This window comes from Klenkia taihuensis (genome assembly GCF_900112525.1).
Taxonomy (GTDB): domain Bacteria; phylum Actinomycetota; class Actinomycetes; order Mycobacteriales; family Geodermatophilaceae; genus Klenkia; species Klenkia taihuensis.
Genome location: NZ_FOMD01000003.1, coordinates 582,931 through 601,346 on the forward strand (window position 1 = coordinate 582,931; position 18,416 = coordinate 601,346).

Annotated in this window: 23 protein-coding genes and 1 tRNA gene; 14 read left to right on the top strand and 10 right to left on the bottom strand. The window is 76.2% G+C overall.

Annotation, left to right across the window (positions count from 1 at the left end):
- Genes BM158_RS14885 through BM158_RS14895 form a run of 3 tightly spaced genes read right to left on the bottom strand, consistent with a single transcriptional unit; the run spans window position 1 to window position 2,776 of the window.
- The gene (locus BM158_RS14885; RefSeq protein WP_091560516.1) at window positions 1-894 is read right to left on the bottom strand and encodes an alpha/beta hydrolase fold domain-containing protein; all 894 of its coding nucleotides are present in this window, start codon (window positions 892-894) and stop codon (window positions 1-3) included.
- Between the two features lie 45 nt (window positions 895-939).
- Window positions 940-1,974: an aldo/keto reductase gene (locus BM158_RS14890; RefSeq protein WP_207506610.1), complete on the bottom strand. Its 1,035-nt coding sequence runs from the start codon at window positions 1,972-1,974 to the stop codon at window positions 940-942.
- A 4-nt stretch (window positions 1,975-1,978) separates the two neighbouring features.
- Window positions 1,979-2,776, bottom strand: a complete 798-nt coding sequence (locus BM158_RS14895) for an SDR family NAD(P)-dependent oxidoreductase (RefSeq protein ID WP_091560518.1) — start codon at window positions 2,774-2,776, stop codon at window positions 1,979-1,981.
- 54 nt (window positions 2,777-2,830) lie between these two features.
- Between BM158_RS14895 and BM158_RS14900 the strand changes: the two genes are divergently transcribed.
- From BM158_RS14900 to BM158_RS14915, 4 genes are all read left to right on the top strand, one after another.
- Window positions 2,831-3,436: a TetR/AcrR family transcriptional regulator gene (locus tag BM158_RS14900; protein WP_091560520.1), complete on the top strand. Its 606-nt coding sequence runs from the start codon at window positions 2,831-2,833 to the stop codon at window positions 3,434-3,436.
- Window positions 3,437-3,516: 80 nt separating this feature from the next.
- The gene (locus BM158_RS14905; protein ID WP_131802057.1) at window positions 3,517-4,140 is read left to right on the top strand and encodes a DUF6518 family protein; all 624 of its coding nucleotides are present in this window, start codon (window positions 3,517-3,519) and stop codon (window positions 4,138-4,140) included.
- Window positions 4,137-5,057 (top strand): class A beta-lactamase, encoded by a 921-nt coding sequence (gene bla / locus BM158_RS14910; protein WP_091560528.1) that lies wholly within the window; start codon window positions 4,137-4,139, stop codon window positions 5,055-5,057. The genes BM158_RS14905 and bla overlap by 4 nt, the downstream gene beginning before the upstream one ends.
- A 20-nt stretch (window positions 5,058-5,077) precedes the next feature.
- Entirely contained in the window at window positions 5,078-5,839 is a 762-nt protein-coding gene (locus BM158_RS14915; protein WP_091560531.1) for a dienelactone hydrolase family protein, read from the top strand.
- Here BM158_RS14915 and BM158_RS14920 read toward each other — a convergent pair.
- A complete protein-coding gene (locus BM158_RS14920) occupies window positions 5,836-6,177 on the bottom strand; it encodes a UBP-type zinc finger domain-containing protein (protein ID WP_091560534.1) in 342 nt (113 codons plus the stop codon). The genes BM158_RS14915 and BM158_RS14920 overlap by 4 nt on opposite strands.
- 18 nt (window positions 6,178-6,195) lie before the next feature.
- Window positions 6,196-6,357, bottom strand: coding sequence for a hypothetical protein (locus BM158_RS21825; protein WP_165628947.1), 162 nt, complete (start codon window positions 6,355-6,357; stop codon window positions 6,196-6,198).
- 57 nt (window positions 6,358-6,414) lie between these two features.
- Here BM158_RS21825 and BM158_RS14925 point away from each other — a divergent pair, with 57 nt between their 5' ends.
- The 5 genes from BM158_RS14925 to BM158_RS14945 all read left to right on the top strand — a co-directional run bounded on the left by BM158_RS14925 (window position 6,415) and on the right by BM158_RS14945 (window position 10,372).
- The gene (locus BM158_RS14925) at window positions 6,415-7,302 is read left to right on the top strand and encodes an NAD-dependent epimerase/dehydratase family protein (RefSeq protein WP_091560537.1); all 888 of its coding nucleotides are present in this window, start codon (window positions 6,415-6,417) and stop codon (window positions 7,300-7,302) included.
- Between the two features lie 103 nt (window positions 7,303-7,405).
- On the top strand, window positions 7,406-8,218 hold the full coding sequence (locus BM158_RS14930; RefSeq protein WP_091560539.1) for a DUF4397 domain-containing protein: 813 nt from the start codon (window positions 7,406-7,408) through the stop codon (window positions 8,216-8,218).
- A 13-nt stretch (window positions 8,219-8,231) separates the two neighbouring features.
- The gene (locus tag BM158_RS14935) at window positions 8,232-8,900 is read left to right on the top strand and encodes a class F sortase (RefSeq protein ID WP_091560542.1); all 669 of its coding nucleotides are present in this window, start codon (window positions 8,232-8,234) and stop codon (window positions 8,898-8,900) included.
- 37 nt (window positions 8,901-8,937) lie between these two features.
- The gene (locus tag BM158_RS14940) at window positions 8,938-9,528 is read left to right on the top strand and encodes an RNA polymerase sigma factor (RefSeq protein ID WP_229827385.1); all 591 of its coding nucleotides are present in this window, start codon (window positions 8,938-8,940) and stop codon (window positions 9,526-9,528) included.
- A complete protein-coding gene (locus BM158_RS14945) occupies window positions 9,509-10,372 on the top strand; it encodes an anti-sigma factor (RefSeq protein WP_091560549.1) in 864 nt (287 codons plus the stop codon). Before BM158_RS14940 ends, BM158_RS14945 begins: the two co-directional genes overlap by 20 nt.
- A gap of 134 nt (window positions 10,373-10,506) precedes the next feature.
- Here BM158_RS14945 and BM158_RS14950 read toward each other — a convergent pair.
- Window positions 10,507-10,591, bottom strand: a tRNA-Leu gene (locus BM158_RS14950).
- 121 nt (window positions 10,592-10,712) lie between these two features.
- Between BM158_RS14950 and BM158_RS14955 the strand changes: the two genes are divergently transcribed.
- Both BM158_RS14955 and BM158_RS14960 read left to right on the top strand, forming a co-directional pair.
- Window positions 10,713-12,044: a M20/M25/M40 family metallo-hydrolase gene (locus tag BM158_RS14955; RefSeq protein WP_091560552.1), complete on the top strand. Its 1,332-nt coding sequence runs from the start codon at window positions 10,713-10,715 to the stop codon at window positions 12,042-12,044.
- 2 nt (window positions 12,045-12,046) lie between these two features.
- Window positions 12,047-12,409: a hypothetical protein gene (locus BM158_RS14960; RefSeq protein WP_091560554.1), complete on the top strand. Its 363-nt coding sequence runs from the start codon at window positions 12,047-12,049 to the stop codon at window positions 12,407-12,409.
- On the opposite strand, the gene BM158_RS14965 is transcribed toward BM158_RS14960, so the two are convergent.
- Complete coding sequence (locus tag BM158_RS14965) at window positions 12,391-14,325, bottom strand: sensor domain-containing diguanylate cyclase (RefSeq protein ID WP_131802058.1); 1,935 nt, start codon at window positions 14,323-14,325, stop codon at window positions 12,391-12,393. The two genes, BM158_RS14960 and BM158_RS14965, sit on opposite strands and share 19 nt — an antisense overlap.
- Window positions 14,326-14,412: 87 nt before the next feature.
- Here BM158_RS14965 and BM158_RS14970 point away from each other — a divergent pair, with 87 nt between their 5' ends.
- Both BM158_RS14970 and BM158_RS14975 read left to right on the top strand, forming a co-directional pair.
- Window positions 14,413-15,210: an SDR family oxidoreductase gene (locus BM158_RS14970; RefSeq protein ID WP_091560561.1), complete on the top strand. Its 798-nt coding sequence runs from the start codon at window positions 14,413-14,415 to the stop codon at window positions 15,208-15,210.
- Between the two features lie 23 nt (window positions 15,211-15,233).
- Complete coding sequence (locus tag BM158_RS14975) at window positions 15,234-16,187, top strand: NADPH:quinone oxidoreductase family protein (protein WP_091560563.1); 954 nt, start codon at window positions 15,234-15,236, stop codon at window positions 16,185-16,187.
- Between the two features lies 1 nt (window position 16,188).
- Here BM158_RS14975 and BM158_RS14980 read toward each other — a convergent pair whose 3' ends face one another.
- Window positions 16,189-16,392 (bottom strand): DUF5703 family protein, encoded by a 204-nt coding sequence (locus BM158_RS14980; protein WP_091560565.1) that lies wholly within the window; start codon window positions 16,390-16,392, stop codon window positions 16,189-16,191.
- Between the two features lie 108 nt (window positions 16,393-16,500).
- On the opposite strand from BM158_RS14980, the gene BM158_RS21830 reads away from it, so the two are divergent.
- Window positions 16,501-16,659 carry a hypothetical protein gene (locus tag BM158_RS21830; RefSeq protein WP_165628949.1) on the top strand — a complete coding sequence of 53 codons (159 nt, stop codon included), beginning with the start codon at window positions 16,501-16,503 and terminating at the stop codon, window positions 16,657-16,659.
- On the opposite strand, the gene BM158_RS14990 is transcribed toward BM158_RS21830, so the two are convergent.
- Together BM158_RS14990 and rpsD are read right to left on the bottom strand one after the other, a co-directional pair.
- Window positions 16,656-17,654: an NHL repeat-containing protein gene (locus BM158_RS14990; protein WP_091560572.1), complete on the bottom strand. Its 999-nt coding sequence runs from the start codon at window positions 17,652-17,654 to the stop codon at window positions 16,656-16,658. The genes BM158_RS21830 and BM158_RS14990 overlap by 4 nt on opposite strands.
- A 115-nt stretch (window positions 17,655-17,769) precedes the next feature.
- Window positions 17,770-18,384 carry a 30S ribosomal protein S4 gene (gene rpsD / locus BM158_RS14995; RefSeq protein WP_091560575.1) on the bottom strand — a complete coding sequence of 205 codons (615 nt, stop codon included), beginning with the start codon at window positions 18,382-18,384 and terminating at the stop codon, window positions 17,770-17,772.
- Between the last annotated feature and the right edge of the window lie 32 nt (window positions 18,385-18,416).

Sequence of the window (18,416 nt, forward strand, 5' to 3'; positions counted from 1 at the left end):
TCAGCCACGGAGCAGGTCGACCAGGTGCCTCCGCGCCGCGGCGCCCTCGGGGACGGGCAGCAGCGGCCAGACGTGCACCATCCCGGGGCCGTCCTGGTCGTCGACCTCCACCCCGGCCGCCCGCGCCCGCTGCACCAGCAGCCGGACGTCGGGGTGGGTGATGTCCAGCGAGCCGCCGAACACCGTCAGCGGACCGAGCCCGGCGAGGTCCCCGGCCAGCGGGCTGACCAGCGGGTCGTCCAGCGCCAGCCCGTCGCGCCACAGGTCGATCGCCACCCGCGTGCCGGGCCGGGCCAGCCACGGGTCGGTGGGCTCGACCCGGTCGATCTCCGGGTTGGCCAGCGACAGGTCCAGGGCGGGGGAGATGAGCACCGTGCGGCGCAGCGCGGGCACGCCCCGGTCGCGCAGCAGCAGCGTGGCCGACAGCGCGATCTGCCCGCCGGCCGAGTCCCCCATGACGGTCACCCGGTCCGCGCCGTGCTGCTCCACGAGCCCGGCCAGCAGGTCGGCCACCGCGGGGACGACGACGCCCGCGGTGCCGACCGGCGTGAGCGGGTAGATAGGCACGGTCACCGTCACCCCGCTGTGCCGGACCAGGTGGGCGACCAGCCGCCAGTGGAACGGGCTGATCTCGAACGCCCACGCCCCGCCGTGCGCGTAGAGCGCGTGCTGCCCGGACGCCGGGCCCTCGGGCGCGACCACGTAGACCGGCCACCCCGACTCGTGGCCCACGCCGACCTGCACCCCGCGCAACCGGGCGGGCGGGCCGTAGGCCTGCGGCCGCAGCGCGACCTCGGCCAGCCGCTCGCGCATGCCCTCCGGCGTGGCGAACGTGCGCTTGCGACCCATGAGGCGGAGCAGCGGGGGCAGGAGGCGGCTGAGGGCGCTGGGCACCGGCCGAGTCTGCCCCGCCGCTGCCGGGCCGACCTCCCGGCAGCGTCAGCGGGCGAGCCGCCGGTAGGGCGTCCCCCCGGTGATCACGGCGGCCATCGTGGCCGGCTCGAACAGCGCGGCCGCGCCGAGGTCGGGGGTGCTGACCCGGTCCAGCCGTGACCGGACGTCGGCGGGCAGGTCGACGTCGGCCGCCACCAGGTTGGCCTCGACCTGCTCGGGGGTGCGGGCACCGACCAGCACGGTGTCGACGCCGGGCCGGCCCAGCACCCAGGCCAGCGCGACCTGCGCCGGGGTCAGGCCCAGCCCGCCGGCGACCTCGCGCAGCACCTCGACGACCGCCCGGTTGGCCGGGGTGTCCTTGCTGCTGCCGAACGGGTTCGGGCCCGACAGCCGACCGCCGGCCGCGCCGTCGCGGTACTTTCCGGTCAGGAAGCCCCCGGCCAGCGGGCTCCACGGCACGATGCCCAGGCCCAGCTCCCGGGCGGCCCGGACGTGCTCGACCTCGACCGACCGGGCCACCAGCGAGTACTCCAGCTGCAACGCCACCGGGCCGGGGACACCGTGCGCACCGGCCAGGGTGGCGACCTGGGTGGCGAACCACGCGGGGACGTCGGACAGCCCCCAGTGCGCGACCTTGCCGGCCCGCACCAGGTCCGTCATGGTCGCCAGCACCTCCTCGGCGGGGGTGACGTCGTCCCACACGTGCAGCCAGTACAGGTCGACCGCGTCGGTGCCCAGCCGGCGCAGCGACCCCTCCAGCGAGCGGACGGCGTGCCGCCGTCCGGCCCCGCCGGCGAGCGGCCCGCCGCCTGCGTGGAACCCGTACTTCGTGGCCAGCACGACCTGCTCGCGCCGGCCCCCGGTGGCCAGCAGCCGGCCCAGCACCTCCTCGCTGCGGCCGCCCGAGTACACGTCGGCGGTGTCGACGGCGTTGCCGCCGGCCGCCAGGTAGCGGTCCAGGACGGCGGCGGAGACGGCCTCGTCGGACCCCCACGCCGGGTTGCCGATCGTCATCGCGCCGAGGGTGAAGGGGCTGACGAGCAGCCCGGAGCGGCCCAGGGTGCGCAGTGCGGTGACCACGGGGTCAGCCCAGCCGGGTGGCGGTCATGCCGCCGTCGACGTCCAGGGTGGTGCCGTGCACGAAGGCGGCCTCGTCGGAGACCAGCCAGCGCACGGCGAACGCGACGTCGACCGGGCGGACCGGCCGCCCCGCGACGGTCGAGGCGGTCATCGCCTCCAGCACGGCCGCCGCGTCGGCGTTCCCGGGGGTCGCGGTGGCGCCGGGCGCGACGGTGTTCACCCGCACGCCGCGCGGCCCGTACTCCGCCGACCAGGACCGGACCAGCTGCTCGAGCGCGGCCTTGGTGGCGGTGTACATCGCGCCGAACGGGCTGCCCACCCGGGCCATCCAGGAACCGATGCCGACCACGACGCCGTCCCCGCGCTCGGCCATCGCGGGCGCGAGCGCGCCGACCAGGACGTGCGGGGCGCGGACGTTGACGGCCAGCATGGCCTCGAGGTCGGCGTCGGGCAGGGCCTCGGTCGCCGAGACCGGGTAGACCCCGGCGTTGGCGACCAGGACGTCGAGCCGGCCGCCGAGCAGGTCGACGGCGCGGGCAGCGGTGGCGCGCAGCTGCTCCGGGGGCGCGGCCAGGTCGGCCACGAGCGTGGCCGCGGTGCCGCCGGCGTCGGTGATCGCGGTGGCGACGGCCTCGGCGCGGGCGCCGTCGCGGCCGCTGACCACGACGGTGGCGCCCGAGGCGGCCAGGACGTGCGCGGTGGCCTCGCCGATGCCGCTGGTGGAGCCGGTGACCCAGACGGTGCGCCCGACCAGGCGGCCGTCCCGGGGCAGGGTGGAAAGGACCTCGTCATTGGACTGCATGGTCCAGTTCCTACCAGGGTTGGACCGATCGGTCCAACGCGATACCGTCGGGACGTGGCGGAGCTGACCGAACGGGGCCGACGGACCCGGCAGCGCATCGTGGAGGCGACCGGCCGGCAGATCCTGGCCGCCGGCATCGGGGGCACGAGCCTGGACGACGTCCGCGCCGCGACGCTGACCAGCAAGTCCCAGCTGTTCCACTACTTCCCTGGCGGCAAGGCCGAGCTGGTGCGCGCCGTGGCGGAGTGGGAGGGCGGTGAGCTGCTGGCCGCACAGCTGCCGCACCTGGAGGACCTCTCCACGCGCGCGTCGTGGGAGGCCTGGCGGGCCGCTCTCGTCGACTACTACATCGGCCAGGGCCGGTGGGCCTGCCCGATCGGGTCGCTGGCCAACGAGGCCGCCGTCGGCGACCCCGAGCTGGCCGCGCTCGTCGCCGACACCTTCCGGCAGTGGGCCTCCCGGCTGGCCGCGGGCGTGCGCCGGATGCAGGGGGTCGGCGAGGTCGACGCCGCGGCCGACCCGGACCGGGTGGCCGCCTCGATCCTGTCGGCGATCCAGGGCGGGCTGGTGCTCAGCCAGCCGCTGCACGACCCCTGGCCGCTGGAGGCCGCGCTGGACCAGGCGCTGCACGCCCTCGACGCCCCCGCGGTCCGGACCTGACCCCGGTCCTCCCCGGGGTGGACGGGTGGTCCGACCGCGGGCCGATGTGCCGCGGCCCGGCGACCAGCACCATCGACCTCGTGACCACCTCCGTGCTGTCCCGCCCCCGGCCCGCCACCGCGCCGGTCCGCCTGCTGCCGGCCGCGCTCGCGGCCGGCCTCGCCGTGGGCGCGCTGACGTCGCCGGGGCAGACGCTGCTGGGCGGGACAGCTCTCGGCGGGCTGGTCAACGCCGTCGGGCCGTGGCTGCTCGCCCCGTTCGTCCTCGGCGCCCTCGCCCGCTCGCCGCGGGTCGCCGTCCTGGCCGGGGTGCTGGCCTGCACGGCGCAGGTGCCCGGCTACTACCTGGTCGCCGCGGCCCGGGGGTTCGCGGTGAGCACGCCGTGGGTGCTCGCGTGGACCGCGGGCGGGCTGGTCGGCGGGGCGGTGCTCGGGCTGGCCGGGTGGGCCTGGTGGACGGGCGCGGGCCGGTGGCGCGGTGCCGGTGCGGCGCTGCTGGTCGCGGTCTGGCTGACCGAGGCGCTGGTCCTGTTCGGCGCGGTGCTCCGGTACTGGGACTCCGCGGCGGTGTCCGCCGTCGTCGGCCTGGGGCTGCTCGCCGGGCTGGGCGCGCACGGCCGGCAGTGGGGCGCCGTGCTGCGCTGGCTGGCCCCCGCGCTGGTGCTCGGGGTCGCCGGCTTCGCGGTGCTGCTGGCGGTGCTGTGAGGGTCGCGCCGCTGGCCTGCGCGCTGGTGCTCGCCCTCGCCCTCGGCCTCGCCGGGTGCGGGTCACCCGCGGCGACGCCCCCGCCGGCGTCGTCGTCCGCCCCGCCGGCGTCGTCGTCCGCGCCCACGGCCGAGGAGCTGGGCGGGGTCGATGCGCTCGAGGCCACCTACGGCGCCCGGGTGGGGGTGTGGGCGCTGGACACCGGCACCGGGCGGGTCGTCGAGCACCGCGCCGGCGAGCGGTTCGCGCACGCCTCGACGCTGAAGCTGCTGCTCACCGGGCTGCTGCTGGACCGGGTCAGCGACGCCGAGCTGGACGCCGTCGTGCCGATCGCCGCCGACGACGTGCTGGAGTACGCGCCGGTCACCTCGCAGCACGTCGGTACCGGTCTGCCGTTGCGGGAGGTGATGGCCGCGGCGACCACGGTCAGCGACAACACCGCGGCCAACCTGCTCGTCGAGCAGCTGGGTGGCCCCGCGCAGGTGCAGGCGGCCCTGCGCGAGCTGGGCAACCCCACCACCCGCGTCGACCGGGTCGAGCCCGAGCTGAACGAGGCCACCCCGGGCGACCCGCGTGACACCAGCACCCCGGCCGACCTGGGCGCGTCGGTGCAGCAGCTGGTGCTCGGCGACGTCCTGGCCCCCGACCGGCGGGCGCTGCTGCAGCAGTGGCTGCGGGACAGCACGACCGGGGACGCCGCCATCCGGGCCGGTGTGCCCGACGGCTGGGAGGTGGGGGACAAGACCGGCAGCGGCGGCTACGGCACCCGCAACGACGTCGGCGTGGTGGAGCCCGACGACGGCGGCGCGCCGCTGGTCGTCGTCCTGCTCACCGACCGCGGGGTGCCCGACGCCGACACCGACGACGCCCTGCTGGCCGACGCCACCCGCCTGGTGGTGGACCAGCTCGGCCGCTGAGGCGGGCGTAGCTTCCGGGCATGACCCCGCAGCTGCAGCGCCTGCTGGACACCGTCCCCGCCGCCGACGTCGAGACCGGCACCGTCCGGCTGACGGCGGGGGACACCGAGCTCGAGGCCTACCTGGCCGCGCCCGCCGGGGACGGACGGCGACCGGGCGTGCTGGTGCTGCACGACTGGGCCGGGGTGACCGACCACGTGCGGGTGCGCGCACAGATGCTGGCCCGGCTGGGCCACGTGGCGCTGGCCGGCGACGTCTTCGGGCGGGAGAACCAGCCCGCCGACCAGGGGGAGTCGCAGCGGCTGGCCGGTGAGCTCTACGGCGACGTGGCGCTGTTCCGGGAGCGGGTGCTGGCCAACCTGGACGCCCTGCGCGCCGACCCGCGGGTCGACCCCTCGCGGGTGGTCGTGATGGGTTACTGCCTCGGCGGCAGCGGCGCGCTGGAGGCCGCGCGGGCCGGGGCCGACGTCACCGGCGTCGTCTCCTTCCACGGCGGGCTGGGCACCGGTGCGCCCGCCGAGCCGGGCAGCGTCACCGGGTCGGTGCTCGTGCTCACCGGCGCGGACGACCCGATGGTGCCGATCTCGGCGGTGCAGGGGTTCGAGGACGAGATGCGGGCGGCGGGCGCCCCCGACTGGCAGGTGGTCACCTACAGCGGCGCGCTGCACGCCTTCGCCGTCCCCGGGGTCGACGCCCCCGAGCACGGCGCGGCCTACCAGGAGACCGCCGACCGGCGGTCCTGGCGGGCGCTGCAGGACTTCCTCGGCGAGGTGCTGGCCTAACCGCCGAGCCGGGCCACCCAGTCGGCCGGGACCCGGTCGGCCGGGCCCGGGACCGACTGGTCGGCCGGGTGGCTGCCCGGCGCGGCGAGCTCGGGACCGGTCAGGCCCTGCTGCGTGCGGTAGTCGTAGAACCAGTCCTCGCCCGGCTCGTAGCTCTGGATGACCGGGTGACCGGTCTCCTCGGCGTGCGCGGTGGCGTGCTTGCCGAGCGAGTCGTCGCAGCACCCCACGTGGCCGCACTGCGCGCAGCGGCGCAGGTGGAACCACCACGAGGAGCTGGCCTCGCACTCGACGCAGCCGGGGCCGCTGGGCGGGACGGAGGGGTCGATTCCGGTCACCGGACCAGCTTCCCGCGCTCACGCCGGCTCGGGAACCCCACCGGGGTCGCCGCCCGGGTCCTCCGGGGTGGGCTCGACCGGAGCCGGCGGCAGGGTGTCCGGGGTGTCGGGCAGCAGCTCGCCCGGGTCGTCGGGGATCGGCTGGCTGGGGTCCAGGGGACCGGGCAGGGGAGCGACCATGCCCGGGAGTGAACCAGCCGCGCTGCGCCGCCGCCGGTCGCGGCGCAAGGTGGAGCCATGAGCACCCCCGCAGCCGTCGTCGTGGTCACCGGTGCGAACGGTCTGGTCGGTGCCGCGGTCTGCCGCGCGCTCGCCGACCGGGGTGCGCAGGTGCGCGCCGTCGTCCGCCGTCCGGGCACCGCGCCCGAGCTGGACGGCGTCGCCGAGCACGTCGGGGACGTCTCCGACGTGCTGGCGGGTGCCGACGCGCTGGTGACCACCGTGCACCCGATGGGGTCGTCGCGGGAGGTGCAGCACGAGGTCGGCGTGGAGGGCACCGCCGCCCAGGCCCGGGCGGCCCGGGACGCCGGCGTGCCGCGGCTGGTGCACGTCTCCACCGCCGGGGTGCACGACCGCTCCGCCGGGCTGGGCGACCTGGCCGAGGACGCGGCGCTGCTGCCGCAGGGCAGCGGTGACTACCCCGACACCAAGAACGCCGCGGACGAGGCGCTGGCGCAGGTGGAGGGCCTGACGACGGTGCTGGTGCGCCCGCCGGCCATCGCCGGGGCCGGCCCGACCTCGGTCTGGAACACCCTGCGCCCGCAGGCGTTCGTCGACGGCGACCGGGGTGTCAACCCCGCGAAGAGCTGGCCCTGGGTGCACGTGTCGGACCTGGCCGCGCTCATCGCCGACGTCGCGGTGGGCGCCGTCGCCACCTCCGACGACCCCGAGCAGGGCCCGGTCCCCGGGGGGACGACGCCGGTGCTCGTGGCGGGGGAGCCGGCGACGTGGGGCGACTACCTCGGCGCCGTCGGCGAGGCCGTGGGCGCCGAGCCGGAGTGGACCGACGAGCCGGCCTGGACCGGCCAGCTGCGCACCGACCGCGCCCGCCGCTGGGGCTGGGCGCCGCGGGTGGGGCTCGAGCAGGCCCTCGCCGAGCTGCGCGGGGGCCTCGCCGACCGGTGACGTGACCGTTGTCCGTCTTCCTGCTCGTGGGGTGCATCCGAACCGGGGGTGCTGCCGGAAGAGGGGGTGAGAGCACCACCCACCCTCCACGGAAGGACCCGTCATGACCCCGATCCGCAGGACCCTCGTCGTCGGCGCCGCCAGTGCCTTCGCCCTCGGCGCGTTCGCCGCCCCGGCCTTCGCCGCCGAGGACACCGCGACCGTCTCGGTGCTGCACGCCGTCCCCGGCGTCCCGGTCGACGTCTACGCCAACGGCGAGGAGCTGATCCCGGACTTCCAGCCCGGCACCCTCACCGACCCGCTGCAGCTGCCCGCCGGCAGCTACGACCTGGCCATCTACCCCGCGGGCTCCGACCCGGCCACCACCCAGCCGGCCGCCTCCGCGGACGACGTCAGCGTGCCCGCGGGTGCGAACGCCACGATCGCGGCGCACCTGACCCCCGAGGGCACCCCGGTGCTGACCCCCTACGTCAACGACACCTCCCCGGTCCCGGCCGGGCAGGCCCGGGTGACCGTGCGGCACACCGCCGCCGCCCCCGCCGTCGACGTGCGCGCGAACGGCCAGGTCATCGCGCCCGGGCTGACCAACCCGGGCGAGGCCACCGTCGAGACCGCGCCGGGCACCGTGTCCGCCGACGTCGTGCTCGCCGGCACCGACACCGTGGCCATCGGCCCGGCCGACCTGACCCTGGCCGAGGGCACCTCGACCGTCGTCTACGCCTGGGGCTCGCAGGACGCCGGCTACCAGCTCGCCGTGCAGACCATCGAGGGCACGCACTCCAGCCCGTCCGGCGTCCCCGGCGGCTCGGCCGGACTGGTCGACTCCTCGGTGCCGCTGCCGGTGGTCGGCGCGACATTGCTCGGCATGGTCGTCCTCGGCCTCGGCGCCCGGCGGCTGACCGCCGCGCGCGACTGATCGGGGGCCACCCGTGCGGTCGAAGGTCCGTCCCCCCGTCCTCCTGGTCGTGCTGGGGGTGCTGCTCGTGGTCGGCGTGCCGACCGCCTGGCTGCTCACCCGGCCGGGGACGTCGGACGGCCCTCCGGTCGCCGAGGTGGTCGCCACCCCGGACGAGGCCGGGTCGGGTGGGTCGTCGGGGGTGCCCCTCCCCCCGGTGACCACCCGCCCGGCCACCCCCCAGGTCGTCGCGGCGCCGCCCGCGCCCACCCGGCTGGCGGTGCCGGCGCTGGGCATCGACGCCGCCGTCGACGCGGTCGGCGTCGAGCCCGACGGGAACATGACCATCCCCGAGGACGTGTCCCGGGTCGGCTGGTACCGCTTCGGCCCCGCCCCCGGCGCGCCGGAGGGGTCAGCGGTCCTGGCCGGCCACGTCGACGACGCCGAGCAGGGACTGGGTGCGATGTCCCCGCTGGCCGAGGCGTCGGTCGGGGACCGGGTGCAGGTCACCGACGAGTCCGGCGGCTCGACGACCTGGCAGGTGGTGGCCCGGGAGGAGTTCGGCAAGGAGTCGGTCCCCTTGGCCGACCTGTTCGCCCGCACCGGTCCGCCGCGGCTGGTGCTCATCACCTGCGGCGGCCCGTTCCTGGCCGACATCCGGTCCTACGAGGACAACGTGGTCGTCATCGCCGAGCCGGTCTGAGATGCCGTTTGCGCTGGTCAACCCTAGGGTCCACGGCATGGTCGCCATGGACGTGCCGCCCGGCCCGGATCCCGCGGACGACCCGTCGGACGCCGAGGTCGGCCGGCGGTTCGCCGCCGGGGACGAGCAGGCCCTCGCCTGGGCCTACGAGCGGTGGGGCGCACAGCTGCACGGCGCGGCGGTCCGGGCACTGGGGCCCGGACCGGAGGCCGAGGACGTCGTCCAGCAGTCCTTCGTGTCCGCCTGGACCGGCCGGCACGGCTACCGCCCGGACGCCGGACCGCTGCCGGCCTGGTTGACCGGGATCTGCCGGCACCGCATCGCCGACGCGTGGGCCCGCCGGGAGCGGGACCGCCGCGTGGAGGACGCCGCCGGCACCACCGCGGCCCCGCCCGCCGAGCCGGTCGACCGAGTCGCGGTGGACCGGGTGCTCGTCCTCGGCGAGCTGGCACGGCTGGGCCAGCCCCAGCGCGGCATCATCGAGCTGGCGTTCTACGCCGACCTGACCCACAGCGAGATCGCCGAGCGCCTCGGCCTCCCGCTCGGCACGGTCAAGAGCCACATCAGACGGACCCTCGAGCGGTTGCGGACCAGGTTGGAGGCCGACGGTGCAGCACTGCAGCCCTGAGGACCTCGCCCTCGCCGCGCTGGGCGAGGAGCTCCCCGCGGAGCAGGCCGACCACCTGGGCGGCTGCGCCGACTGCACCGCCGAGGTGACGTCGCTGCGCCGCGCCGTCGACGCCCTGGACACCGCCGACCTGCCCGTCGACGACGGCCCGGCCATCCCCGTGCCCGACCGGGTGTGGGCGGCCATCGCCGCGCAGACCGGCGTCTCCACCGCACCCCGGCCCTCTGCCGGCCCGGCGCTGATCGGCCTGCCCAGCACGTCCGGCACCCCCGACCCGGCCGCCGACACCGTGCCGGCCACCCGCACCCTGCGGTCACTGCCCACGCCCTCCGCCGAGGGGGCCCCCGTCCCCGGCGAGGGTGCCGACGACGCCCGGCCCCCGGCCCGGCGGTCGCCGGTGCGCCGCTGGCTGGTGGTGGGCGCGGTGGCCGCCGGCCTGCTCGTCGGCGTGGCCGTCGGCGCCGCCGTCACCCGCGGCGGGCCCGGCGACCCCGCCCCGGCACCCGACCCCGGCTCCACCGTGGCCTCGGCCCGCCTGGACCCCTTCGGCGACTGGGACTCCACCGGCGAGGCCACCCTCCGCGAGGTCGACGGCCGGTGGGACCTGCAGCTGCAGATGACCGCGCCGCCGCCGCCCACCGCGGACGGCTTCTACGAGGTGTGGCTGCTGTCCGCGGACGGGGGCGCGCAGTCCCTGGGCACGCTCCAGGGCGACTCGGGCAGCTACGCCGTGCCCGACGGGGTCGACCTGGCCGACTTCGACGTCGTCGACGTGTCGCTGGAGCCCTACGACGGCGACCCGCAGCACTCGACCGACTCCGTCGCCCGCGGCACGCTCGGCTGACCGGCAGCGCGACGGCGGTGGGGTCCGCGCACCCGGGGCGGGGGACGCCGGGCCCCACGAGCAGGGGGAACGGGTCGACGGTCCACGCGAAGAGCCCCGGGCTCCTGACCTGCAGGAACACCGGGGCTCGTCTGTGTCCGAGGGGGGACTTGAACCCCCACGCCCGATAAAGGGCACTAGCACCTCAAGCTAGCGCGTCTGCCATTCCGCCACCCGGACAGGTGGGCCGGCGCACTGCGGCGCGGCCACGGGGAAGCATACGGGACCCCGATCGCCGCCCGGGCACCCCCCGGCACCGGCGGGTCGGCCGGGTCGCCCGGCCGGTGGGAGGATCGGGCGCATGGCCGAGACGACCGCACCCGCCCCGCTCGAGCAGGCCCAGGCCGAGGTCGCGGACCTGCTCAGCGAGCTCATCCGCATCGACACGACCAACACCGGCGACACCACCACCAGCGTGGGGGAGCGGAAGGCCGCCGAGTGGGTGGCCGGCAAGCTCGACGAGGTCGGCATCGACTCGGTCATCCACGAGTCGGAGAAGGGCCGCGCCTCCCTGGTCGCCCGCATCCCCGGCGAGGACCGCGACCGCCCCGGCCTGCTCATCCACGGCCACCTCGACGTCGTCCCCGCCGACAAGCGCGAGTGGACCGTCGACCCGTTCTCCGGCGAGCAGCGCGACGGCTACGTCTGGGGCCGCGGCGCGGTCGACATGAAGGACATGGACGCCATGACCCTCGCGCTGGTCCGCGACTGGGCCCGCACCGGCACCAAGCCGCCGCGCGACGTCGTCCTGGCCTTCGTCGCCGACGAGGAGGCCGGCGGGACGTACGGCGCCCACTACATGGTCGACCACCACGCCGACCTGTTCGAGAACGTCTCCGAGGCCATCAGCGAGGTCGGCGGGTTCAGCCTCACCGTCCGCGACGACCTGCGGCTCTACCTCATCCAGACCGCCGAGAAGGGCCTGGCCTGGATGCGGCTCACCGCCGCCGGCCGCCCCGGCCACGGCTCCTTCGTGCACGACGACAACGCCGTCACCCGGCTGTCCGCCGCCGTCGCCCGGATCGGCTCCAGCCGCCTGCCGACCGTGCTCACCCCGCCGATGAAGCAGTTCATCGAGGAGGTCTCGGACGCCTACGGCGTGGAGATCGACGTCGACGACCCCGACGAGGCGCTGTCCCGCCTGGGCTCGATCAGCCGGATGATCGGCGCGGCCCTGCGCAACACGGTCAACCCGACGATGCTCGACGCCGGCTACAAGACCAACGTCATCCCCGGCACCGCGTCGGCCACCATCGACGGCCGCTTCCTCTACGGCCAGGAGGAGGCGTTCGAGGCCCAGATCGACGAGCTGCTCGGCGAGGGCGTGACGCGGGAGTACATCCACCAGGACCAGGCCGTGGAGACCACCTTCGACGGCCCGCTGGTCGAGCAGATGGTCGCCGCCCTCAAGGCCGAGGACGACGGCGCCCGCCCGGTCCCGTTCACCATGAGCGGCGGCACCGACGCCAAGAGCTTCGAGACCCTCGGCATGCGCTGCTTCGGGTTCTCGCCGTTGCGGCTGCCCGCCGACCTCGACTTCGCCGGCCTGTTCCACGGCATCGACGAGCGGGTGCCGGTGGAGAGCCTGCAGTTCGGCATCCGCGTGCTCGATCGGTTCCTCAAGGCCAGCTGAGGGTGGACGCGCTGGTCGCCTTCCTGGTCGGGCAGCTCACCCAGGACGGCTTCGCCCCGGCCACCGTGCTGCGCGTGACCCAGGGCCGGGTGCCCGCCCCGGGCAGCGCACAGGCCCTCGCCGTCGCCGGCGGTCGGCTCTGGCTGGCCCACGCCCAGCTGATCGGGCAGCCCACCCTGGCCGGGGTCGACCTGGCCCAGGTCCGGGGTGTCGACGTCCGGTCGGTGCGGCGGCTGACCGGGCAGCGCCGGGAGCTCTCGGCCTGGGTCGACGGCAGCACGCTGCGGTTCACCGTGCTCGACGACGACGCGGCGGTCGCGGCGTTCGTCACCGCCGTCCGCGGGGGTCAGACAGGCAGCGGCTGACCGGCCAGCACCGCGCGGGCCCGGCCGGCGTGCTTGCCCTCGTAGAGCGCGGCGTCCGCGCGGCCGAGGGCCTCGCCGACCGTCTCGCCGGGCACCCACTGGGCCACCCCGACGGTCGCGGTCTGCCCGCCGGGCACCGCGGCGATGATCCGCTGCGCCACGACCAGCGCCTCGGACGCCGGGCAGTCGGGCAGCGCGACGGCGAACTCCTCGCCGCCCCACCGGGCGATGAGGTCGCCCTCGCGCAGGCAGCCGGACGCAGCGGCGGCGAACTCCTGCAGCAGCACGTCGCCGGCCTGGTGGCCGCGGGTGTCGTTGAAGACCTTGAAGTGGTCGAGGTCGAGCAGCAGGAAGGTCAGCGGCGCGGCGTGCCGCTGCGCGCGGGACACCTCGACCACCGACAGCTCGTCCCAGCGGCGGCGGTTGGCCAGGCCGGTGAGCTGGTCGCGGTCGGCCGCGCGGGCCAGCTGCTCGAGCAGGTTGCCCCGCTCGATGGCGCGCGCGGCCTCGCCGCCGAGCACGGTGAGCACGCCGCGGGTGGTGTCGCAGAACGCCTCGACCGGGGTGCGCCACATGACCGCGATGACCGCGACCACCCGGCCGCCGCTGATCGCGGCCGGCTGCCAGGCGGCGGAGACGACGCCGAGGTCCCCGACGAACTGCTGGTGGACGCCGGGCTCGGCGGCGGCGTCGGTCACGAAGCGCGGCAGGCCGTCGGCGAAGATCCGCGCGGTCAGCGACAGCGCGGGGTCGGCCGGGAAGCGCAGGGGCGGCAGGTCCAGCCCGACCACCGCGGTGGACACCAGCCGGCCCTCGCCGTCGGGCTCCATCAGGTAGGCGCCGTCGGCGCCCACGGCCTCGCGGACCGCGGCGCAGACCGCGTGCCGCGGGTCGTCGGCCATCAGCACCGAGCGGGTCGCGTCGGCCAGCACCCGGACCTGCCGGTGGCGTTCCTCGGAGTACTCCACGGCCTCGCGGAGCCGGTCCACCAGCACCAGCCGCTCGTCGCGGTTGAGCGCGAGCGCCAGCCCGAGGGCCGCGCCCAGGGCCACGTAGGCCTGCACGATCCCGGCCTGCGCCACCGGGTCGGGGATGGCGGCGAACGGCCCGTGCCCGGCCGCGGTCATGAGGACGGCCACGGTGCTCACCGCCACCGTGCGCAGCGCGGTCAGGCCGGTGTCGAAGCGCAGCGCCACCCAGGCCGTCAGCGCGAACAGCGGGAAGGCGACCGGGTAGCCGGGCATCCACCAGAACACCGTGAGGTTGCCCAGCACGGAGGCGACGACGGCCAGCGCGAGCTCGGCGAGCCGCCACCGGCGGGGCACCCGGAAGGTCAGCAGCCCGGGCGGGAGGGGGGCGCGTCGCTGCCGGAGCAGTTGGCGGACGCGCAGGCCCAGGGCCACCACGACGAGGACGGCGGTGGCGCTGCGGGCCTGCCAGACGAGGGCGCCGCCGGGGGACCAGGGGGTGCCCGCGAGGTCCAGCACGACGCTGCCTGCCAGCGCGCCCCCGGCCGCACCGACCCCGGCCGCGACGAGCAGCGCGACGAGGTCGCGGGCGTCGGCCAGCAGCGGACCTGCCCCCGCCCGCGGGGTGGCCAGCCGGTGCCGGACGGCGACGACCAACAGCGCCTGGCCCAGCTCGACCACCGCCAGGCCGAGGGCGGCCGGCAGCGGGAACCCGCCGACCAGCACGTGCACCGCCGCGCCGGTGGCGACCAGCAGGACCGGGTCGAGCACGCGGCCGGGCCGCAGCAGCAGCCACAGCGCGGCCACGCCGGCCGCCGGCCACACCATCGCCACCCCCGTCCCGGCGATCTCCGACCAAGGGCCCAGGGCCGCGGTCACGGTGTGCAGGGCGGTGAACAGGCCGGCGGGCAGCATCGCCCGCACGGTCGGCGGCACACGACTGGTCACCCCCTCCCATCGGCCGGCACCGGGCCGCGGTGCACCCGGTCCACCCCTCCGGGTGACCTGGGTCCCACCCGTGCTCCAATGCCGGGCATGGACGCGCAGACTCCCCGGCCCGGCTCCGTCGCACTCATCACCGGAGGGGCCGGCGGTTTCGGCCGCGCGCTGGCCACCCGGCTGCGGGACGCCGACGTCCGGGTGGTGCTCGCCGACCTCGACAGCGAGCGCAACCGCGGCGTCGCCGAGGAGCTGGGCGTGGGCTTCGCCGTCCTCGACGTCGCCGACCACGCGGCCAACGTCGCCGTCGTCGCCGCGGTGGAGGCCGAGCACGGCCGGCTGGACGCCGCCTTCCTCAACGCCGGCATCGCCGGCTCGGGCACCACCGACGCCCTCGACGTCGAGGAGTACCTGCGCGTGGTCGGCATCGACCTGCACGGCGTGGTGTTCGGCACCGACGCCGTCCGCCCGGCGCTGCGGCGGGCCGGGGGCGGCTCGATCGTCGTCACCGCCTCGCTGGCCGGTCTCTCGCCGATGCCCACCGACCAGGCCTACTCAGTGGCCAAGGCCGGGGCGGTGGCCTTCGTCCGGTCGATCGCGCCGGTGCTGCACCCCGAGGGCATCACCATCTCCACGGTCTGCCCCGGCTTCGCCGACACCGCGATCATCGACCCGCTGCGCGACCACTTCGCCGCCGCCGAGTTCCCGGTGCTCACCGCCGACGAGGTCGCCGCCGCGATGCAGGCCGCCTGGGCCGGTGCCGACCCGGGCGCGGCCTACGTCGTGCAGCCCGGCGTGGGTGCGGTGCCCTACCGGTTCAAGGGCGTGCCCGCGGCGAAGAACGCGGCGGGGGAGTCCGCCCGCATCCCCGGGGCCCTGCAGGGCCCGCTCTGAGGACGTCTGGCAAGGTCGCGGCCATGCGCGCATGGCAAGTGCACTCCCTCGGTGACCCGGTCGACGTGATGACCCTCGACGAGGTGCCCGAGCCCGAACCGGGCCCCGGTCAGCTCAAGGTCAAGGTGCGGGCCGCGGCGCTGAACTTCCCCGACATCCTCATGGCGCAGGGGACCTACCAGGAGAAGCCGCCGCTGCCGTTCACCCCCGGCCTCGAGCTGTGCGGGGAGCTGCCCGACGGCCGGCGCGTGCTCGGGTCGCCGTCCGGCGGGCCCGGCGCGCTGGCCGAGTACGCGCTCGTGGACGAGGCGTTCGCCTGGCCGGTGCCCGACGGCATGTCCGACGAGCAGGCCGCGGCGCTCTACATCACCTACCAGACCGGCTACGTCGGCCTGCACCGTCGCGCCGCCCTGCAGCCCGGGGAGTGGCTGCTCGTGCACGCCGGCGCCGGGGGCGTGGGGACGGCGGCCATCCAGCTGGGCAAGGCCGCCGGGGCGCAGGTCATCGCGACCGCGGGTGGCGAGGCCAAGACGCAGGTGTGCCGCGACCTCGGCGCCGACCACGTCGTCGACTACTCCAGCGAGGACTTCGTCGCCCGGGTCAAGGAGATCACCGGGGGCCACGGCGCGGACGTCGTCTACGACCCGGTCGGCGGCGACGTGTTCGACGGGTCCACCAAGTGCATCGCCTTCGAGGGGCGGATCGTCGTCGTCGGGTTCACCTCCGGCCGGATCCCCGCCGCCAAGGCCAACCACCTGCTGGTCAAGAACTACTCGGTGCTCGGCCTGCACTGGGGCCTGTACCGCAGCAAGGACCCGGGCCGCATCGCCGAGGTGCACGACGCGCTGTGCGCGCTGTTCGCCGAGGGCAAGATCGACCCACTCATCGGGCAGACGCTGCCGCTGGACCAGGCGCAGACCGCGCTGGTCGCCCTCGGCGACCGCGGCACGGTCGGCAAGGTCGTGCTGGTCCCGTAGGTCAGACCGCCGGGCGCGGCAGGTAGCTGAGGCGCGCCCGGCGCCGCATCATCACGCGGCGGGTGCCGTCGGCGAACAGCTGCAGCCGGTCGAGCTCCCACCCGCCGACGTCGCTCTGCAGCGCCATCATCTGCGCCGCGGCCGAGCGTCCGGTGCCGGACGGGATGCGCAGCGGGGCGTACTCCCACTCACCAGTGATCGACACCCGCCCGATGGTGCCAGCCGTTCGGCGGCCGGTCACCTGCTGGACGTGTCAGCAAGGTCTCCCCGGGACAGGGAGGAGGGGTCCGTGCAGTCGACCGAGGAGGACCCCGTGAGCGAACCCGTACCCGAGGCCGACCGGCTGGAGCAGGAGGTCGCGGTGACCGACGAGGTCGGGCCCGACGCCGCGCCCGGTGCCGAGGCCGACCCCGTCGACGCCGCGGAGCAGGCGGCCGCCGTCCCGCACGACGAGGACGACGACCGCCGCTAGCCCCGGGTGTCGACCAGCTGGAGCTGCCCGGTCTCCCGGCTGCCCACGAAGACCCGGCCGGTCGTGGGGTCCACCGCGACCGTGTTGGGCTGGCGGACGGTCGGGAACCGGGCCACCTCGGTGAGCTCGTCCCCGGCGGTGGACAGGCCCACGACCTCGTTGGTGGCGGTCAGCGTCACCCAGACGACCTGGTCGGTGCTGTCGTGGGCCAGGCCGTAGGGGTTCCCGTCCAGGGGGTAGGTCGACTCGAGCTCCAGCGGGTCGGACCCGTAGACCAGCATCGCGTCGCCGCGGGTGTCGGCGACGAGGAACCGGCCCTGCCCGTCGGCCACCACGTGCGTGGGCCCGTCCCCGGCGTCCAGCACGGTCTGCAGCTCGCCGGCGGCGACGTCGTAGGTGGTGATGGTGAAGGCGCCGACGTCGACCACGCCCGCGACGTCGCCCACGGTGGCCACCCCGCCGGGCTGGGTCTGGCTGTCGAAGGTCTGGGTGACCTCGCCGTCGGTGACCACCGAGAGGGTGCCGCCCATCTCGTCGCCGACCAGGATCTGGCCGCTGGCCACCTGCGCGGCGTCGTGCGGGTAGTCCCCGACCGCCGTCTCGGTGACCTCCCCGCCGGGCAGCGCGACCTGGACGAGGGTGTTGGAGTCCTCGGCCGGCACCAGCACCGGCCCGCCGGGGGCGGCCAGCTGCAGGTGGCGGGCGTGCCCGGGCAGCATGATCTCCTGCTGGGTCGCGCCCTCGGCGTCGGTGAGCACCAGCCGGTTGGGGTCCCGGACGGCGACGGCGAGCAGGCCGGTCACCGGGTCGAAGACCATGCCCTCCGCGTCCGGGTCCAGGTCGACCACGGTGCCGGCCGGGTCGGTGGTGAGCTCGGGGGAGTCGGCCGGCTCGGCGGCCTTCCTCGGCTCGTCGGCGGGGGCCTCGCCGCCGCCGGAGGAGCAGGCGGCGAGCACCAGGGCGAGGGGGAGCAGGGCGGCAGCGGTTCGTCGCACCCGTCCACCGTGCGGGTTGTGCCCGCCGTCCGCAGCGTTGATCTTGCAGAACCGCAACGGTGACGCGCCGAGGTACGGCGCGCCCCCGTTGCCGAACTGCAAGGTCGACGGCGGGTCAGCGGGAGTAGTGCTCCACGACCAGCTGCTCCTCGCACTGCACCGGGATCTCGGTGCGCTGCGGACGGCGGGCGACGAAGCAGGTCAGCTCGGCCAGCCGGACGTCGAGGTACTTCGGGGCCTCGGCGTGGGCGCCCGAGGCGGCGACCTGGAAGGGCTGCTTGCTGCGGCTGCGCTCGGCGATCGCGACCACGTCCCCGGGCTCGACCCGGTAGCTCGGGCGGTCGACGCGGCGCCCGTTCACGGTGACGTGCTGGTGGCTGACCACCTGGCGGGCCTGGTAGATGGTGCGGGCGAACCCGGCGCGCAGCACGGTGGCGTCCAGCCGCGACTCCAGGTCCAGCAGCAGCGCCTCGCCGGTCTTCGCGCCGGTGGTGCGGCCGACCTTCTTGGCCCGGTCGAAGGCCAGCCGCAGCTGGGTCTCGCTGACGTCGTACTGCGCGCGCAGCCGCTGCTTCTCCAGCAGCCGGGTCTTGTAGTCGCTGGTGCTCTTGCGCTTGCGGCCGTGCTCGCCCGGCGGGTACGGCCGGCGCTCGAAGTACGCCACGCACTTCGGCGTGAGCGGGATGCCCAGCGCGCGGGAGAGACGGACCTTCGGACGAGGGGTGTTCACGGTGCCTCCTGGTTCGGTTAGGCTCACCTTAC

Coding starts and splice junctions, on each gene's coding strand:
- BM158_RS14895 (WP_091560518.1), bottom strand. CDS start 2,776: ATGCAGTCCAATGACGAGGTCCTTTCCACCCTGCCCCGGGACGGCCGC.
- BM158_RS14915 (WP_091560531.1), top strand. CDS start 5,078: ATGACCCCGCAGCTGCAGCGCCTGCTGGACACCGTCCCCGCCGCCGAC.
- BM158_RS21825 (WP_165628947.1), bottom strand. CDS start 6,357: ATGGTCGCTCCCCTGCCCGGTCCCCTGGACCCCAGCCAGCCGATCCCC.
- BM158_RS14925 (WP_091560537.1), top strand. CDS start 6,415: ATGAGCACCCCCGCAGCCGTCGTCGTGGTCACCGGTGCGAACGGTCTG.
- BM158_RS14930 (WP_091560539.1), top strand. CDS start 7,406: ATGACCCCGATCCGCAGGACCCTCGTCGTCGGCGCCGCCAGTGCCTTC.
- BM158_RS14940 (WP_229827385.1), top strand. CDS start 8,938: ATGGTCGCCATGGACGTGCCGCCCGGCCCGGATCCCGCGGACGACCCG.
- BM158_RS14955 (WP_091560552.1), top strand. CDS start 10,713: ATGGCCGAGACGACCGCACCCGCCCCGCTCGAGCAGGCCCAGGCCGAG.
- BM158_RS14970 (WP_091560561.1), top strand. CDS start 14,413: ATGGACGCGCAGACTCCCCGGCCCGGCTCCGTCGCACTCATCACCGGA.
- BM158_RS14975 (WP_091560563.1), top strand. CDS start 15,234: ATGCGCGCATGGCAAGTGCACTCCCTCGGTGACCCGGTCGACGTGATG.